The organism is Amycolatopsis sp. NPDC101161 (assembly GCF_044768185.1).
Taxonomy (GTDB): Bacteria; Actinomycetota; Actinomycetes; order Mycobacteriales; family Pseudonocardiaceae; genus Amycolatopsis.
This window is the reverse complement of the sequence record NZ_JBIWPI010000004.1, coordinates 769725-782856: the sequence shown is the minus strand read 5'-3', so window position 1 is coordinate 782856 and position 13132 is coordinate 769725. Positions and strand designations below refer to the sequence as shown.

Annotated in this window: 19 protein-coding genes; 12 read left to right on the top strand and 7 right to left on the bottom strand. The window is 70.5% G+C overall.

What is annotated here, in order from left to right; genetic code table 11:
* Positions 1-13: 13 nt before the first annotated feature.
* The 3 genes from ACIRSS_RS31390 to ACIRSS_RS31380 are packed head-to-tail and all read left to right on the top strand — an operon-like array spanning position 14 to position 1359.
* Positions 14-382, top strand: a complete 369-nt coding sequence (locus ACIRSS_RS31390; protein ID WP_400901114.1) for a VOC family protein — start codon at positions 14-16, stop codon at positions 380-382.
* Between the two features lie 28 nt (positions 383-410).
* Positions 411-746: a zf-TFIIB domain-containing protein gene (locus ACIRSS_RS31385; RefSeq protein WP_400901935.1), complete on the top strand. Its 336-nt coding sequence runs from the start codon at positions 411-413 to the stop codon at positions 744-746.
* Position 747: 1 nt separating this feature from the next.
* Positions 748-1359 carry a nucleoside kinase gene (locus ACIRSS_RS31380; protein ID WP_400901112.1) on the top strand — a complete coding sequence of 204 codons (612 nt, stop codon included), beginning with the start codon at positions 748-750 and terminating at the stop codon, positions 1357-1359.
* On the opposite strand, the gene ACIRSS_RS31375 is transcribed toward ACIRSS_RS31380, so the two are convergent.
* Complete coding sequence (locus tag ACIRSS_RS31375) at positions 1356-2504, bottom strand: methyltransferase domain-containing protein (protein WP_400901110.1); 1149 nt, start codon at positions 2502-2504, stop codon at positions 1356-1358. The genes ACIRSS_RS31380 and ACIRSS_RS31375 overlap by 4 nt on opposite strands.
* A gap of 151 nt (positions 2505-2655) precedes the next feature.
* Between ACIRSS_RS31375 and ACIRSS_RS31370 the strand changes: the two genes are divergently transcribed.
* The 7 genes from ACIRSS_RS31370 (at position 2656) to ACIRSS_RS31340 (ending at position 7741) form a co-directional block, all read left to right on the top strand.
* Positions 2656-3081 carry a helix-turn-helix domain-containing protein gene (locus tag ACIRSS_RS31370; RefSeq protein WP_400901933.1) on the top strand — a complete coding sequence of 142 codons (426 nt, stop codon included), beginning with the start codon at positions 2656-2658 and terminating at the stop codon, positions 3079-3081.
* The gene (locus tag ACIRSS_RS31365) at positions 3078-3770 is read left to right on the top strand and encodes a hypothetical protein (protein ID WP_400901108.1); all 693 of its coding nucleotides are present in this window, start codon (positions 3078-3080) and stop codon (positions 3768-3770) included. The genes ACIRSS_RS31370 and ACIRSS_RS31365 overlap by 4 nt, the downstream gene beginning before the upstream one ends.
* Before the next feature lie 84 nt (positions 3771-3854).
* Positions 3855-4148, top strand: a complete 294-nt coding sequence (locus ACIRSS_RS31360) for a DUF2516 family protein (protein ID WP_400901106.1) — start codon at positions 3855-3857, stop codon at positions 4146-4148.
* Positions 4149-4161: 13 nt separating this feature from the next.
* On the top strand, positions 4162-4704 hold the full coding sequence (locus ACIRSS_RS31355; protein ID WP_400901104.1) for a YbaK/EbsC family protein: 543 nt from the start codon (positions 4162-4164) through the stop codon (positions 4702-4704).
* Complete coding sequence (locus ACIRSS_RS31350; protein ID WP_400901102.1) at positions 4701-5708, top strand: ornithine cyclodeaminase family protein; 1008 nt, start codon at positions 4701-4703, stop codon at positions 5706-5708. Before ACIRSS_RS31355 ends, ACIRSS_RS31350 begins: the two co-directional genes overlap by 4 nt.
* Positions 5705-7138 carry an aromatic amino acid lyase gene (locus tag ACIRSS_RS31345; protein ID WP_400901100.1) on the top strand — a complete coding sequence of 478 codons (1434 nt, stop codon included), beginning with the start codon at positions 5705-5707 and terminating at the stop codon, positions 7136-7138. The genes ACIRSS_RS31350 and ACIRSS_RS31345 overlap by 4 nt, the downstream gene beginning before the upstream one ends.
* Before the next feature lie 60 nt (positions 7139-7198).
* The gene (locus ACIRSS_RS31340; protein ID WP_400901098.1) at positions 7199-7741 is read left to right on the top strand and encodes a cadmium resistance transporter; all 543 of its coding nucleotides are present in this window, start codon (positions 7199-7201) and stop codon (positions 7739-7741) included.
* Here ACIRSS_RS31340 and ACIRSS_RS31335 read toward each other — a convergent pair.
* Genes ACIRSS_RS31335 through ACIRSS_RS31320 form a run of 4 tightly spaced genes read right to left on the bottom strand, consistent with a single transcriptional unit; the run spans position 7738 to position 10208 of the window.
* Positions 7738-7917 (bottom strand): DUF397 domain-containing protein, encoded by a 180-nt coding sequence (locus tag ACIRSS_RS31335; protein WP_400901096.1) that lies wholly within the window; start codon positions 7915-7917, stop codon positions 7738-7740. The genes ACIRSS_RS31340 and ACIRSS_RS31335 overlap by 4 nt on opposite strands.
* Before the next feature lie 16 nt (positions 7918-7933).
* Complete coding sequence (locus ACIRSS_RS31330; protein ID WP_400901094.1) at positions 7934-8770, bottom strand: helix-turn-helix domain-containing protein; 837 nt, start codon at positions 8768-8770, stop codon at positions 7934-7936.
* A gap of 38 nt (positions 8771-8808) precedes the next feature.
* Positions 8809-9522: an ABC transporter permease gene (locus ACIRSS_RS31325; protein ID WP_400901092.1), complete on the bottom strand. Its 714-nt coding sequence runs from the start codon at positions 9520-9522 to the stop codon at positions 8809-8811.
* A complete protein-coding gene (locus ACIRSS_RS31320; RefSeq protein WP_400901090.1) occupies positions 9519-10208 on the bottom strand; it encodes an ABC transporter permease in 690 nt (229 codons plus the stop codon). Before ACIRSS_RS31320 ends, ACIRSS_RS31325 begins: the two co-directional genes overlap by 4 nt.
* Before the next feature lie 139 nt (positions 10209-10347).
* Here ACIRSS_RS31320 and ACIRSS_RS31315 point away from each other — a divergent pair, with 139 nt between their 5' ends.
* Positions 10348-11268 (top strand): ABC transporter substrate-binding protein, encoded by a 921-nt coding sequence (locus ACIRSS_RS31315; RefSeq protein WP_400901088.1) that lies wholly within the window; start codon positions 10348-10350, stop codon positions 11266-11268.
* A 1-nt stretch (position 11269) separates the two neighbouring features.
* Here ACIRSS_RS31315 and ACIRSS_RS31310 read toward each other — a convergent pair whose 3' ends face one another.
* Entirely contained in the window at positions 11270-12046 is a 777-nt protein-coding gene (locus ACIRSS_RS31310; RefSeq protein WP_400901086.1) for a class I SAM-dependent methyltransferase, read from the bottom strand.
* A 29-nt stretch (positions 12047-12075) separates the two neighbouring features.
* Positions 12076-12558, bottom strand: a complete 483-nt coding sequence (locus ACIRSS_RS31305) for a MarR family transcriptional regulator (protein ID WP_400901084.1) — start codon at positions 12556-12558, stop codon at positions 12076-12078.
* A gap of 84 nt (positions 12559-12642) precedes the next feature.
* Between ACIRSS_RS31305 and ACIRSS_RS31300 the strand changes: the two genes are divergently transcribed.
* A complete protein-coding gene (locus ACIRSS_RS31300) occupies positions 12643-13077 on the top strand; it encodes an SRPBCC family protein (protein ID WP_400901082.1) in 435 nt (144 codons plus the stop codon).
* Positions 13078-13132 lie beyond the last annotated feature (55 nt).

Genomic DNA, 13132 nt, shown 5'->3' with positions numbered 1-13132 from the left:
GAAGGGAGCGACGATGAGTGCGGTACCGACGCTGGGTGTGGTGGCCCTCGACTGCCCCGACCCGGTGGCGCTGGCCGGGTTCTACCGGGCCGTGCTGGAGTGGGACGCGCCCGAAGTCGCCGAGGACGGCCACTGGGTAACGCTGGCCAACCCGGCGGGCGGCGCGGGGATCGCGTTCCAGCGGGTGCCCGACTACCGGCCGCCGTCGTGGCCGTCCGCGGAGAACCCGCAGCAGCTGCACCTGGACCTGAACGTCACGGACCTGGAAGCGGCGCACGAGCGCGTGCTCGGCCTGGGCGCGAAACTGCTGGACGACGCGCCGAAGACGTTCCGCGTCTACGCCGATCCGGTGGGCCACCCGTTCTGCCTCTGCGCCTGCTGACCGATTTGTGCGTAGGCTCGTATGTGTGATTTGTCCGAAGTGTCAGAATCAGATGCGGACCGTGGACAAGAACGGCGTCCACATCGAGCAGTGCGAAGGCTGCCGCGGGATCTTCCTGGACCGCGGTGAGCTCGAAGCGATCGCCGGTGCGGAGAGTTCCTTCTACGGCCACCAGCCGCCGCCCTACCGGGGCCGTCCCGACTCGCCGCGCCCCTACCGCGGCGGCCACCCGGATTCGCCCAAGCCGTACCGCGGCGGGTACGCGGACTCGCCGCGGCCGCACCGCGGGTACTCGGATTCCCCGAGGCCCTACGGGCACAGCGGCCACCGCAAGCGCGGCTTCCTCGAGAACCTCTTCGACTGACATGGGTCTCGACCTGCGGATCTGCCCGTCGTGCGGTGACCGGGCGGACCGCCCGATCGTCACCGGGGCCGTCCTCACGTGCCGGAAGTGCGGGCACGAGTGGCCGTTCCGGAAGCTGCCGCTGTTCGCGCTGACCGGCCCGAGCGGCGCCGGGAAGTCGACGATGGGGCCGCTGCTGGCCGAGCGCCTGGCCGGTGACGTCGTCGTGCTGGAGCAGGACATCCTCTGGATCGACGCTCTGCGCGACGACGTCACGGCGTTCCGCGCGGTGTGGCTGCGGATGGCGGCGGTGCTGCACCAGAACGGCCGGCCGGTCGTGCTGTGCGGCACCGTCGCGCCCCCGGAGTTCGAGCCGCTGCCGGAACGCGCGTTCTTCAGCGACGTCCACTACCTGGCGCTGGTCGGGACGGCGGAGTCGTTGCGGGCGCGCTTGCGGGCCCGCCCGGCGTGGCGCGAGTGGGACGAGCCGCGGATCGAGGAGATGCTGGAGTTCAACGACTGGCTCCGGACGTCGGCGCCGGAGCTGGGCGTCAACCTCTTCGACACCACGGACGTCTCCACGGAGGCGACGGCCGACCACGTCGAGAAGTGGGTCCGCGACCGGTTGCCCTAACCGAGCGGCCAGGTGCGGCCGTCCGGTTCGTCGAGCCAGAACTCCTGGCGCTCGTCGGTGACCGTCACGCCGAAGCGGTCTCGGTCCGGCTTGCCCAGCTCGCACCACTCGACGAACGCCGCCTCCGCGATCTCCCACAGCGCTCGCGGACCGCCCTGCGCCACTTCGTCGGCGCCGCCGCGCTTGCGGTGGCGGACCCACGAGCCGTCCGGGTGCACCAACGCGACGCTCGGTGCTTCGCCGTCGTCGCTCTCGCGCACCGGACGCGCTCCCGGCAACGCCAGCCCGGCGAAGAACTCGAACTGCTTGCGCGGCTGGAGCACCGTCGACATCGGCAGGCGCGTCTGCTCCCAGTCGTCCCGCGACGGCATCGGCAGCGGGTCGGCCTCCGGCAGCCGATGCGCGCGAAGCGGCATGAAACGGCCGTCGCGCGCGAGGACGTGCCCCTGCCCGGTGCCGTCTTCGCCGGCGACGAGCCGGATCAGCCCGGCGCCGATCGGCCGGTTCAACGTCGTCACGATCAGCCCGCCCGGCACGGTCTGCGCCAGCCACGCGGGCGGGATCGAGGACACCGAAGCGGTGCACAGCACGCGGTCGAACATGGTGCCGGCCGGGAAGCCGAGCGCGCCGTCGCCCACCGCGCACGCCGGCCGGTAGCCCGCTTGCGCCAGCCGTTCGCGCGCCTCCTCGACGATCAGCGGGTCGATGTCCACTGTGGACACCTGGCCGGCGCCGCAGCGGTGGCTCAGCAGGGCGGCGTTGTAGCCGGTGCCGGTGCCGATCTCGAGCACGCGGTGCCCGTCCCGCACCCGCAGCTCCTCGAGCATGATCGCCATGATCGACGGCATGCTCGACGAGCTCGTCGGAGTGCCCGGCACCGGCCCGGTGCGCCGTGCGAGCTCCCAGCGGTCCGGGTCGTCGTCCAGCTGCGTGACCAGCACGTCCCGTGAGTAGACGGTCTCCAGCCAGCCCGGGTCGTCCCGGTCGACCGCCGCCCACAGCCCGCCCGCCGGCGCGAAGAACCGCGGCAGGAAGACGTGGCGCGGCACCGCGCGGAAGGCCGAGATCCATTCCGGGGCGTGCAGGACGTCCTCGTCGAGCAGGTGCTCGACGAGCCGCCGCCGCAGCCGGGCCGAGCGCGTCATGCGACCAACTTAGCGGGTGAGCGCCACCACACCCGATAGTTGCAAGCAGAGTGCTTGCAATAGCTAGCACTCGCGCGTACCGTCGAAGGTGTCGCGAGGAGGTGACCGGATGGCAGAAACCGGTGGGACCCAGCCCGGATCCGGCGGTCCCATGGAGAAGGTCGCGGACATCGCTTCCGACATCGGCGAGTACATCCGCCAGCAGCGCAACACCGCGAAGATCTCGTTGCGCCAGCTGTCGAAGCTCGCCGGAGTGTCCAACCCGTACCTGAGCCAGATCGAGCGCGGGGTGCGCAAGCCCAGCGCGGAGATCCTCCAACAGATCGCCAAGGGTCTGCGCATTTCGGCGGAAGCGCTGTACGTGCAGGCCGGGATCCTCGATCTGCCGACGGGCGGACCGGTGGGCGACGCGATCCGCGCCGACGCCGAGCTGACCGAACGGCAGAAGCAGGTCCTGCTCGACGTCTACGAGTCCTTCCGCCGGGAGAACGCCGCGGCACGGCCGGCCGCCGCGTCCGCTCCCACCCCAGACACCCCAGACACCGCGCAAGCCGCAGACACCAAGGAGTCAGCATGACCACCCCCAAGACCACCGAAGACGTCAAGAAGGCCGTCACCACCGCTCTCGACCAGGTCCGCACCCCGCTGCTCGCCGCGCTCGGCGCCGGCAACCTGGCCACCCACGCCGTCACCGACGCCGTGGCGAAGGCCAAGGAGAACGTGACCAAGAGCGGCGAGGTCGCCCGCAAGAACCTGCAGGAGCTGCCGACCGACGTCGAGAGCCTCCGCGAGAAGCTGGACCCGGCCGAGCTGCGCAAGGTCATCGACGAGTACACCGAGGCCGCGCTCAAGCTGTACAACAAGCTGGCCGAGTCGGGCGAGCAGGCGTGGGACAAGATCGCCGCGCAGCCGCAGGTCAAGAAGGCCATCGAGCAGCTCGAGGAGGCCCTCACCACCGCGCAGGGCCAGGCCGAGGTCGTCAGCACCGAGGTCCGCGAGCGCGTCGACGGCGTGCTGGCCAAGGTGACCAAGCGCACCCGCTCCGCCGGTGAGAAGACCGCCCGCAAGGTGACCGAGGTCGCCGGCGAGGCCGCCGAGGCCATCGAGGAGCTGGGTGACGACGTCGCCCACGAGACCCGCTCCGCGAGCCGCAAGGTCGCCAACAAGACGGCCCCGAAGACGGCCACCCCGGCCCGTCGCAGCACCGGTGGCACGACCACCAGCGCCGCCGCGAAGAAGCCGGCCGCGCCGAAGACCGACAAGTAAAGACGCCGTGAACCCCTCGGCCCCGCCACCGGACCCCGGTGGCGGGGCCGGGGTCGTTCGGGTGGTTTGCCGTAAGCTGTCGCTGTGCTGGTTGCCATCTGGATCCTCGAAGTCATCCACTGGGGCAGCGCGCTGGTCGGGCTCTTCGCCTTCGTGCACGCGCTGCTTCAGCGTGCCGACGCCTATTCCGCGGCCGACCGCAAGACCAAGCCCGTGTGGATGCTCATCACCGGTGGCGCGACGCTCGCCATGGTGCTGTTCCCCGTGATGGGCCCCGGGATGATCTTCTACGTGCCGGCCATGGCCGCGGCCCTGGTCTACATAGTGGACGTCCGGCCGAAGCTGATCGAGGTCCAGCGCGGCGGCTCCAGCTGGTAGCTAGGCTGGCCGGGTGACCTGGACCATCGCCGGGAGCCTCACCGTCGTTCCCGCCCCCACGCGTACTGACCTGCTCGCCGAGCCCGTCGCCAAGGCGCTGGCCGCGCTCGCCGACCCGGACGCCGTCGGCGTCGCGGAGATCGACCCGTCGCTGGCCGACACCGCCGCCTTCTGCGAGGCGTACGGCTCGCCGCTCGAAGCGTCCGCCAACTGCGTCGTCGTCGCCGGCAAGCGCGCGGGCGAAGTCCGCTTCGCGGCCGCGCTCGTGCTCGCGACGACCCGCGCCGACGTCAACGGCGTGATCAAGCGCCGCCTCGACGTGCGCAAGGCGTCGTTCGCGCCGATGGACGAAGCCGTTTCCGCGACCGGCATGGAGTACGGCGGCATCACGCCCGTCGGCCTGCCCGCCGACTGGCCGATCCTGATCGACCAGCGCGTCGCGGACGCGCCCGAGCTCGTCATCGGCAGCGGGATCCGCGGCAGCAAGCTGCTGATCTCCGGCACCGCGCTGCCCGCGCTGCCCGGCGCCGAGGTCATCGAGGACCTCGCCAAGTGACGTCCGTCTGGCTCCGGTACCTGACCGGTGCCGACATCGACTCGCTCGGCGTCACCGAAGCGGACATCGTCGGTGCGGTCGAGGACGTGCTCGCCGACCACGGCCGCGGCCAGGTCGTCTTCGAGCCGCGTACGCACCTCGTGCCGGACAACGGCGGCAAGGGCCACTTCAACATCCTTCGCGGCCACCTGTCCGCGAAGCAGGTCAGTGGCGTGAAGGTCGTCGGTGACTTCGTGGGGAACTTCGAACGGGGCCTCCCTTCGGAAATGGCGTTGATCCTGCTGCTGGACCCGGACACCGGCATGCCGCGGGCCATCGTCGACGGCACGATGATCACCGAGGCCCGCACCGGCGCGATGACCGCCGTCGGCGCGAAGTACCTCGCCCGCCCGGACTCCCGGGTGCTCGGGCACATCGGCGCTCGCGGCACCGCGTGGTGGAACGTCGTGCTCCTCGACTCGTTGTTCGACTTCGCCGAGATCCGCGTGACCAGCAAGCGCCCGGAGTCCCGCGAGGACTTCGGCCGCCGGCTGTCCGAACGGCTCGGCAAGGACGTCCGCGTCTGCGCCACGGCCGAGGAGACCCTGGACGGCGCGGACATCCAGGTCGAGGCCTCCCGGCTGGTCGAACCCGAACCGCTGGTGCGGCGCGAGTTCCTCCGGCCGGGCACCTTCCTGGTGCCCTACGGCACGATCAGCGCCCTGGAGCTCACGCTGCTCGACGACGTCGACAAGGTCGTCGTCGACGACTGGCGCGAATCGAGGTCCGGCAACCCGCGGTTCGGCGCCCTGCGCCCGCAGCTCAACGCCGGCCTCCTCACCGCGGACGGGGTCCACGCCGAGATCGGCGACATCGTGGCCGGGAAGAAGCCGGGCCGCGAGCACGACGCCGAACGGATCCTGTTCTGGCACCGCGGACTGTCCACAACGGACTTGGCGGTGGCGAACATGATCCTCGCCCGTGCCGAGGCTTCCGGCGTCGGCACCATGCTGCCGTACCGATGATCACCGACGGAAGCGAGTTCGCCGACGGTGAACGGTTGGTTCTGGACAAAGCGCTGGTCACAGCGCTGAAGGAGCGCCGGAACGCGCTCTTGACGGCGCTCGAAAGCCGCGAAAAGCCCGTCTACGGCGTCAACACCGGGATGGGCCGCCTCGCGGGTGTCGCCCTCGACGCGCGGCAACAGGCGGAACACCAGCGCAACCTGCTCATCGGCCGCGCGGTCGGCGGCCCGCCGTGGCTCCCGCCGGAGGACGTCCGGTCGCTGCTCCTGGTGCGGCTGCGCGACTTCCTGCAACCGTGGTCGGGCGTCAGCGCCGAACTGGTGCAGTTCCTGGTGGACCGCCTGAACGACGGCTTCACGCCCGCCGTGCCGCGCGGCGGCCTCGGCAGCTCGGGCGAGATCATCCCGCTGTCGCACGCTTTCCAGACGTTCCTCGGCATCGGCACCGTGCTCGAAGACGGCGTCGAGACCCCCGCGGCGGACGCGCTGGCTCGCCGAGGTGCCGAGCCGTACGTGTTGGGGCCCAAGGAAGGCGCTTCGCTGCTTCAGGGTTCTCCGCTGGCCGTGATGCACGCGAAACGCGGGTGGGCCGAAGCGCGGCAGCTCATCCAGCTGCAGACGCTCACCGAGGCGATGGCGATCGACGTCCTCGGGGCGCCGCGCGAGGTGTTTTCCCCGGTCATGGCGGGTGGCGACGACCACCTGCGGCGGCTGCTGGAGGCACTGACCGGGATGGTGGGCGACGGTCCCGTGCGCTCCGAAGTCGTGCAGGCGCCGCTTTCGGTGCGGGTCGCGCCTCGGGCGCTGGCGCACGCCTCCCGCGTGAACACCGAACTGCACCAGACGGTGGCGCGCTGGCAGACGATGCCGGGGGACTCGCCGTCGTTCGTCGACGGGGAGTTCCTCCCGGGGACGGCGTACCACGCGGTCGACCTCGGGCTGCGCATGGACGCGCTGACGGCGGCGCTCGTCCACCTCGGCGAGATCTCGGTGCAGCGCACGCACCGCCTGCTCGACGAGCGCTTCAGCGGCCTCCCGGCGCAGCTCACGGCGGATCCGGGGCCGCGGGCGGGGTTGGTGCCGCTGCACAAGCGGGCGGTCGGCGAGCTGCACGCGCTGCGGCGGCTCGCTTCGCCCGCCACGCTTGGTTCTCTTGATACTTCGGCAGGTCAGGAGGACGTGCAAGCGTTTGCGTGGGCCGCGGGGGAGCAGCTGCGGGCGGCCGCGACGCACCTCTTCGCGATCACGGCGTGCGAGCTGGTCACCGGGTCGCAGGCGCGGTACCTGGCGCCGGACGGGGTGCCGGGTCTGGGCGCGGCTTACGACTGGGTGCGGTCGGTGGTGCCGCCGGTCGAGGAGGACCGGCCGCTGGGGCCGGAGGTGGAGCGGTTGATCGCCGCCTGCCGCGAGGACGGCCTCGCCGGTGCCTGAGCCTCGGGCGGGTGGGGGGCAGGTGGCCGCGGTGACGGGCGTCGACGGGCTCGCGCGCGCATGAGCCTTGGGCTGATCGGGCAGGCCGCGGCGATGTTCGCCGTGACGAACGTCGATGATCTCGTGCTGCTCGCCGTCTTCTTCGGGCAGGCCACCGCGCTTACGGTCGTTGCCGGGCAGTTGGTCGGGTTCGGCGCGATCCTGGCCGTCTCGGTTGCCGGGGCGCTCGGGGCCGGGTTGCTGCCCGACGGTGCCGTCCGCTGGCTCGGCGTTTTGCCGATCCTGCTCGGGATTCGCGCGGCCTGGCGACGCGACGACGACAAGCCCGCGCCGGCCGCCGGAGTGCTCGGCATCGCGGCCGTGTGCTTCGCCAACGGTGGCGACAACGTCGGCGTCTACGTTCCCGCCTTCGCCGCGACCGGGCCCGGCGGCCTGGTCACCTACACCGCGGTCTTCCTGGTGGGCGTGGCCGTGTGGTGCCTCGCCGGGCGGTTCCTCGCGACGCGGCCGGGTGTCGCGCGGGTGCTCGCGCGGTGGGGGCACGTCGTGCTGCCCGTGGTGCTGATCGCGCTCGGCGTGCTGATCCTGCTCGGGGCGTTCTAGCGGGCGATTTCGCCGATGTGGCGCCAGGTTTCGGGCGACACGGTCAGCGTGCCGGACGTCGGCGCCTTCGAGTCCCGCACCGCGACCGCGCCGGGCGTGAACGCAACCTCGACGCAGGCACCCTGGGAACCTTCGCCGGAACTGTAGCTGCTCTTGCGCCAGCTGAGGTCGGACACGATCGTTCACCTCGAGTCAGGTCTCGGTGATCACCTGCCGGATCAGCCGGATCGAGTCCGGTTCGTCGTACGCGAGATCGGCGAGGTGGCGGAAAGCCAGCCTAGCAGTGTTGACGTCCTTGGCTTTCTCGAACTGAAGCGAGCCGAAACCGTGCTCGATGTAGGCGATGTCCGGCTCCCGCAGGCGCGGATAGCTGAGGATGATGAAGCTTCCGTTCCGCCCGGAGTGGATCCCGTGGTTGATGGGTACGACCTGCACGGTCACGTTGGGCAGTTCGGCGCGCTCGATGATCTGCTCGAGCTGCGCGCACTGGTCATCGGGGAGGAGATCGGGGCGCCGGAGCACGGATTCGTCGATGATGGCGTGGTATTCGAGCGCCGGGTCCTCGGTCAGCCTGGCCTGGCGACGCAGGCGGACCGCGATCTCGTTCTCCAGCCGGCGACCGGACAACGGGTCCCGCGCACCGGCGAACGCGGCGCGCATCCCGGCCTCCGTCTGCAGCAGTCCGGGCACGAAGCCGAGCTGGTACTCGCGGACCTCGTCAGCGTCGGCTTCCAACGCGATATAGCCCTGGTCGTTGAGGCCGTAAGCGTGCCACCAGCCCTTCTCCCACGCGCGGTCGTACTGGCGGACCCAGTCGTCGTAGTCCGAGACGATCACGCCGTAGCGATCGAGCAGCGCCAGGAAGCCGTTGTAATCCGGCAAGTGGCCCAGCTCGATCCGGCTCATCTTGTTCTTGTTGAAGCGCATGGGCTCGCCCGCTTCGACCTGGGTGAGCCCGGCGTCCTCACGCAGCCGTCGGAGCTTGTTCGCGAGCAGGCGCTTGCGGGCGTTGGGCTTCGGCCGGTCCATGCACGGATGGTAAGGCGCGACTGCGCAGGGTGAGATTCCTACGACTCGCGACGGGCGTTCTGCAGGGCCAGACCTCGGGGTGTGGCCAAACGGGTGATGAGCGCGAAGAGGCCGTCGCACACGAGCGCCAGGACGACCGCGGCCACGCCGCCCGCGAAGATCTCGCCGTAGCCCGACGCGCCGAGCGCGAAGCCGTCGACGATGTAGCGGCCGAGGCCACCGCCGTCGTTGACGATCGCGCCGATCGCGACCGTCGCGATCAGCTGCAGGAACGACACCCGCGCGCCCGCCAGGATCACCGGGGACGCCAGCGGCAGTTCGAGCCGGAGCATGATCTGCCACTCGCGGTAGCCGGTCCCGCGGGCCGCGTCGACGGTCTCCTGCTCGAGGGACACCACGCCCGCGTACGTGTTCGTGAACAGCGGTGGCATCGCCAGCGCGACCAGCGCCAGGAGCAGCGGCCAGAACGTCGTGTCGACCTCCCAGCGGCTGGCCAGGAACCAGAACAGGATGATCAGGCCGAAGCTGGGGATCGCCCGGCCGATGTTCACCGCGCTGCTCGCGAGGAACGCGCCGCGGCGGTAGTGGGCGAGCCACAACGCGGCCGGGATCGTCAGGACGGCCGCGATCACCAGCGCCAGCAGGGAAAACCGGAGGTGCTCCACCGTCCGGTACGGGATGCCGGCCTTGTCCGTCCAGCTCCAGCGGTTCGGGTCCGCGAGCCACGCGTTCAGCTGGTCGAGGAAGCTCATCGCGCCCGCACCTTCCGCGTCCACGGCGCCAGCAGGCGCTCGCTGAACCACAGCAGGAGGTCGACGACCACCGCCAGCACCACCGAAAGCACCACGCCGACGATGATCTCGGTCGGGTTGGGCGTCGCGGTCTGGATGCCCGCGCGGATGAAGTAGCCCAGGCCGCCGAGGCCGAGCATCGACGTGACCGTGACCAGGCCGATCGTCGTCACGGCGGCGACGCGCAGCCCGGCGATCACGACCGGCAGCGCGAGCGGGAGCTCGATCTGCCAGAGCAGCCGGCCGCGCGTGTAACCCATGCCGACCGCGGCTTCGCGCACCTCGTTCGGCACCTGGTCGACGCCCGTGACGATGTTGCGGACCAGGATCAGCAGCGTGTACGTCGCGAGCGGGATCATCGCGGTGAGGAACGTCAGCCCGAAGAACGGCACCAGCACGGCGAACGCGCCCAGGCTCGGGATCACGTACAGCGCGCCGGCCGCGCTCAGGATGAAGCCGTACGACCAGCGGTACCGCAGCGAAAGCACCGCGAGCGCGATCGAGACGACCAGCCCGACACCGAGCGCGGCGGCGGTCAGCGAGATGTGTTCGCCGAGGCGCTGGACGATGTCGTCCGCGTTGCGGTCCACCCACTTCCACTGGAAGATCGGGGGTCCGCTGTCGGCGGCCAGCGGGGTCACGTGCACCTGGTGACCCTACCTCGATTGGCGGCGGCTCATTCCGAAGCTTGGGAATTCGAGTGCTTTTCTCCCAGTATGTGGGCGCTTGTCGGTGGGCGGCGCTAGGGTCCTTTCGTCTGTTCGAGTGACGAAGGAGTGGGGATTCGTGCGCTGGTTCCGGAACGCGTCCGTGGTGGCGGTGGCCGTCGCGGCGACGCTCGGCTTGGCCGCCTGTGGTGGCAGCGGCAGCGGTGACAAGCCCGCCGCGCAGAGCAAGGGTGGCGCGCCGATCGTCGTCGCGTCCTTCAACTTCACCGACAGCCAGATCCTCGCCGAGATCTACGCCCAGGCGCTGGAGGCCAAGGGCTATCCGGTGACGCGCAAGCTGAACCTCGGGTCGCGGGAGCTGATCTACCCGTCGCTGAAGTCCGGTGAGCTGCAGTTCATCCCGGAGTACCAGGGCGCGGCGATCACCACCGGCTTCGGCAAGGAAGCGGGCAAGACCGCGCAGGAGGAGCACGAGCAGCTGGCCAAGCTGTTCGAGCCGAGCGGCGTCGGCCTGCTGAACTTCGCCGCGGCCGAGGACAAGAACACCTACATCGTCAAGTCCGACCTGGCGAAGTCGAAGGGCATCGCGTCGATCAGCGACCTGAAGAAGCTGGACAAGGTCGTCATGGCGGGGCCGCCGGAGTGCGAGAAGCGGCTTCCGTGCTTCCTGGGCTTCAAGGACGTCTACAAGCTCACCAACGCGACCTTCCAGACGATCCAGGAGGCCGGGCCGCGGGTCGAGCAGCTGAAGTCGGGCGCCGTGACGGTGATCCCGGTCGACTCGGTCAGCCCGCTGACCGGCGACTCGAACTACACGGTGCTCAAGGACGACCTGAACATCGTGCCGACGGAGAACGTCGTGCCGGCGGTGAACAAGAAGGTCCTCGACGAGCGCGGCGCCGACTTCGCGAACGCGGTGAACGCGGTGAGCGCGAAGCTGACGACGGACGTGATGCGCGACCTGAACAAGCGAGTCGACTCGGACGGCGAGAAGGCGGCCGACGTCGCGAAGGACTGGCTGTCGCAGGCCGGTCTCTGAGCTAGGCGGTTCCGCTGACGACCCACGCGCGGGCCGTCAGCGGGATCGAGCCGTCCGGGTTCGTCGGCAGGCGGCTGCGCAGGAGCTCCCGAATCTGGTTCCGGCGTGCCTCGGGAAGGGTCGCGAGGTACGCCGGGCCCGGGCCCTGGGCGCCGAGGAACGGCTGCCAGTAGTCGTCGAAATCCCGGAACACCGTCGGGATCTTGATCTCTCCCACGGACACCGCCGAGAAGCCCGCTTCCGTCCACAAGCGACCGAAGGGTTCCGGGCGGCACAACGGGAACTGGCGGCCTTCGTGCAGTTCCGCGACCCCCGGGTCCAGCTCCGTCGCCGTGTCCCAGAAGAAGCGGATCAGCTCCATCCCTTCCGCGAGGTCCCACAGGTAGGCCGCCGCGAGTCCACCTGGGACGGTCACCCGGGCGATCTCCGCCGCCGCGGCGGCCGGGTCCGGGACGAAGTTCAGCACCAGCCCCGACACCGTCACGTCGAAGCGGTCGGCGGGGAACGGCAGTGAGCGCGCGTCGGCGACCTCGAAGGACGCCCGCGGGTCCGTCACCGCCTCGCGGGCCGTCTTCAAGAAGCCTTCGGACGGGTCGACGCCCGCCACCTCCGCCGGGTCGGCCGCCGTCAGGATCGCCGAGGTCAGCGCTCCCGTGCCGCAGCCGACGTCGAGCCAGCGCCGGCTCGCCGGGACGTCCAGCTGCCGGACGAACGTCTCCGCGATCCGGCGGCTCCACCGTCCGATGTAGGCCTCGTACGCGTCGCCTGACTGCCACATGCCCCGAGTACAGCACAGAAAACCGCTGGTCAGCCGTTAGCGAGATCACCCGTCGCCGTGTTGCCCGCTGACGTCGCGCGCTGCAGGAAACCGGCGATCAACGCCAGTTCCTCCTCGCTGTAGTCCGCGCACAGCTCGTCCATCGCCGCGTTCATCCCCGCGTACAGCCGGAACAGCTCGCCGTTGCGGCCGCGGACCGCGCGGACCCCCACCGCGCGCCGGTCGGGCGCCTCCGGGTCGCGCTCACGCACGATCCAGCCGCCCTTCTGCAGGCGGTCGAGGATGCCGGTCATCGTCGCCGGGTGCAGCCCCGCCCGGCGGGCCAGCGCGCTCGGGCTCAGCGGGCCGTGGCGGGCGATCAGCTCGAGGCAGTCCAGGTCGACGTCCTTGAGCGCGAGATGGGCGCTGACCTGGTGGTTCAGCAGCGAGAGCTGGTTGCGCAGGTCCCGCAGCGACTCCTTGAGCGCCACGGTCGCGCGGCGCCGCCGGGCGGCGTCCGGAGTGGCACTCATGGGTGTCAGCCTAACGCGGTGCGCGGCTTCCCGGCCGGTGGTGGAATCGTGGACCACGATCGGTACCTCGGGCAAAGGAGTGAAATGGGAAAGGTCACGGCCACCGCGGAGCGCACCATCGACGCCCCGGCGGACAAGGTGCGCGCGCTCGTCGCCGACTACGCCGAAACGCGTCCGAAGCTGCTCACCGAGCACTACCGCGACTACGAGGTCACCGAAGGCGGCGTCGGCGCCGGGACCAAGGCCGGCTGGAAGCTGCAGGCGACGTCCAAGCGCGTGCGCGACGTCAAGGCCACGGTCAGCGAGCCTCGGCCGGGCACCCTCGTCGAGACCGACGCGAACTCCAGCATGGTCACGACCTGGACGGTCACCGAAGCCGGTGAGCGCAGTGTCGTGAAGATCGAGACCACGTGGGACGGCGCCGGCGGTATCGGCGGCTTCTTCGAGAAGACCTTCGCGCCCGGTGGGCTCAAGAAGATCTACGACGGCGTCCTGGCAAAGCTCGCCGAGATCGTGTGACCAGTCACAATCGGAATGTGCGCCCCGCTTAACAGGTTGCACCGGGAGGAATCCG